Source organism: Anaerosporobacter sp. (assembly GCF_965301125.1).
On record NZ_CBDLAM010000206.1, the window covers coordinates 2,353 to 5,954 of the forward strand.

Genomic DNA, 3,602 nt, shown 5'->3' on the forward strand with positions numbered 1-3,602 from the left:
GGACCATCTGGTTCAGGTAAATCAACGTTACTTCATATGCTTGGAGGTGTAGACCGTCCATCAGATGGAGAAGTATTTATTAATGGAACAAACATTTATAAATTAAATGAAAGTAATCTGGCAATTTTTCGTCGAAGGCAAATTGGTTTGATTTATCAGTTTTATAATTTAATACCTGTGTTAAATGTTAAGGAGAATATTACACTTCCGTTGTTATTAGATCACCGTAAGGTACCTAAAAAATATTTAGATGAAATTGTAAACATACTAAAGCTACGAAATCGATTAGATCATCTACCAAATCAATTATCTGGTGGCCAGCAACAACGTGTATCCATTGGTAGAGCATTGGTTACAAATCCAGCTATTATGTTAGCTGATGAACCAACGGGAAACCTAGACAGGAAAACGGGAAATGAGATCATGGAGTTAATCAAGTTATCTAATCGAAGATACAATCAAACTTTAATTGTAATTACTCATGATGAATCAATTGCTTTACAGGCAGATCGTATCATTACCATAGAGGATGGTAAAATAGCAGGAGATGAAGTGATAAAACCTGCAAACATGGGAGGCAGATAATATGAATATTATGAACAGCCTAACATGGAAACATATGAAAACAAATAAAAAACGGACCATAGTAACTATACTGGGTGTTATTATATCAGTAGCAATGATTACAGCAGTATCCACAGCGGCTTTAACATTTACAACATATCTGCAAGACATTCAGATTCATTCAGATGGTGCATGGCATGTTAAATATAACAATGTTACACAGTCACAAGCCGATAAATTAACCGATGAGTTAGATGATAAATTTAGCTTCTATACTCAAGTTAAGGGTTATAGTAAATGGAATGATACAAATAAAGTACAAAAACCATATATTTACGTAGAGGCATATAATAGTACAGCATTTGATAAGCTACCGATAAATTTACTTGAAGGAAGATTTCCTGAGAAAGATGGAGAAATTATTGTAAGTAAAGAGATATCAAATAATAAAAATGAATCGTATCAAATTGGTGATTCTATAACTATGGAATACGGAAAACGTTTCGCTATGGTTGAAGGAGCACAGACAGAGTTAAATCAGTACTATGAGTTTCTCGGAGATACGTATCCTGACGAGGAACAAGAAGTTTGGAAATCAACAGGAGAAAAAGAGACATATACTATCGTAGGAATTATAGAGTCTGGCGAGTCATTTATAGAACCAGGAAGAAGAGCAATTACATTCCTTGATACAAATGCAACAGGTGAAAATGAGACATTTACAGTTAGTATATTTATGAATAAGGTTTCTAATGATTTATATGAGAAGGCTAAATTAGCTGCGAAAGATGCAGGGGTTAGTGAAGAACAGATTACTTACCATGATGCATTATTACGATTTTACGGAGTTAGTAAGTTCGATAATTCTTTCAATAAGATGATTCAAGCATGTACGATAATTTTAATCCTTATTATTATGGTGGGATCTATTGCACTAATATATAATTCTTTTGCAATATCCATTAATGAAAGAAGTAAGCAATTCGGAATGCTTTCTAGTATTGGTGCAACTAAGGAACAGAAACGAAATGCAGTTCTTTTTGAAGGAGCGGTAATTGGTGCTATTAGTATACCACTGGGAATCCTAGCAGGATTTGTTGGAATGTGGACGACATTTACACTACTCAGTCCAATACTTGAGAGTGCAATGGGGATACACGTAGGAATCAAAGTAGTTGTATCTGTTGAAGCTATTATAGTAGCTAGTATATTTTCGGCAATAACAATTTTTATTTCAGCATATCTACCAGCTAGAAAAGCAGCTAAGATTACTCCTATTGAAGCAATCAGACAGGCAAAGGATATTGCTATAAAAGCCAAACATGTGAAGACTTCTCGGTTAACGCAAAAATTAATTGGTATAGAGGGAAGCTTAGCAATTAAGAATTTGAAACGAAACAGAAAACATTACCGAGCATTAGTTACCTCACTTACTATAAGCCTTGCCTTGTTTATAACCGTAGGATCTTATGTATATTATATAAAAGAATCTGTGATGTTTGCCTTGGGAGATGAATCATTCGATGTTGCAGTATGGAATATTGATAAGGAAGAAGAAAACAAGGTAACAGAAATACTGGAAGAATTACAAAGTGTAACTGAAGGAAATGCTGTTATTACATTAGGTGGTAACTTTCAGATGAATAAAGAACAAAGTCAAAATCTGATAACGGAAGAATGTAAGAAGGCACTTGGAACTGAATGGACAGATAATACTAACTTCGATTGTTCGGTAACCTTTATTCAAGATGAAGTGTATGAGAGATTAGTTGGTAAGAAACTTAGTGACTTAGAAGGAATTCACGCTATATTAATCAATAAACAGGTTAGCCAAAAAGGGTATAGTCTTACCGAGATAAAACCATTGGGTGCTAAAGCAAACGATAAGATAGAGATTAACAATCATGAAATTCAGCTGGATTTAGTTACAAAGCAGCTTCCTTTGGGAGTTGGTTATGGTAGAGTTGGTGGTAGTATTTCATTTGTATTCCCGGCTTCAGAGCTGAATGTAATTAAGCAGTCTGATAGTGTGACTATGTATACTTACTATATAAATACAAATAATGCTAAAAGTATAGAAGAGGATATTGTTGATACGTTTTTAGGAGAAGGCATACAATCCGATTATGCGATAGATAACCAAGCACTGGAAATTGTAAGAAACAATCAAATTACAACTGTATTCTCTGTTTTTGCATATGGGTTTATAACATTAATTTCATTTATATGTGTAGCAAATCTATTCAATACAATATCTACTAGCTTTACTCTAAGAAGAAGAGAGTTCGCTATGCTAAAAAGTATTGGTATGACTCCAAAAGTATTTGGTCGAATGATTCGAATGGAGAGCCTTATGTATGGTGTGAAAGCTTGTATTTTTGGATTACCAATCAGTCTTGGTATGACATTATGGATTAAAAAAGGGGTAGGATATAATTTCACAAGAGAGTATTTATTCCCATGGCAAACTTATATAATTGGTGTAGTATCAGTCTTCATTGTTGTCGGTATTGCAATGTTATACTCATCTAGAAAAGTTAGAAAAGAAAATATAGTAGATGCATTAAAAACAGAAATTAATTAATAGTAGCCGTGATAAATGGTATTCACCAACGATATAAAAACAGTTCCAATAAGTTGAATGCCTATGATGTATATTTTATATTCGTCATAGTTACATACCTTTTTGGGATTGTTTTTTTACGTTGCAGATCATTGCTTTTAATGTTAGAACTACTATAGTAGTTACTTCTAGCAAATGTCTATTTTGATACTATAACTAGCAATTCTTGTGTCAGTCACTTTTTATTAAAACACGATGAGTGTTTATGGTATAATGTGCCAATAAAAAAACTTGAAAAAGTACTTTACAAACGATTTTAACTCTGCTATACTAAATGAAGTCAGCTGATGAGTTGCACGAAATGAACAAACAATTCTGAAAATAGTAAGAATTAAAACAATTCATTAAAAAGTGAAAATTTTGTTGACAAACGTCGAAAGATGTTGTAAGATATAACAGTCGCTTCTGACAAGTA

At 33.0% G+C, this 3,602-nt stretch carries 2 protein-coding genes; both read left to right on the plus strand.

Annotated features, from left to right (window positions below; all coding sequences use genetic code 11):
- A partial coding sequence (locus tag ACW2QF_RS16735; protein WP_455717153.1) for an ABC transporter ATP-binding protein occupies positions 1–585 on the plus strand: 585 nt, incomplete at its 5' end.
- Between the two features lies 1 nt (position 586).
- Positions 587–3,148 carry an FtsX-like permease family protein gene (locus ACW2QF_RS16740; RefSeq protein WP_455717154.1) on the plus strand — a complete coding sequence of 854 codons (2,562 nt, stop codon included), beginning with the start codon at positions 587–589 and terminating at the stop codon, positions 3,146–3,148.
- The last annotated feature ends 454 nt before the right edge of the window (positions 3,149–3,602 follow it).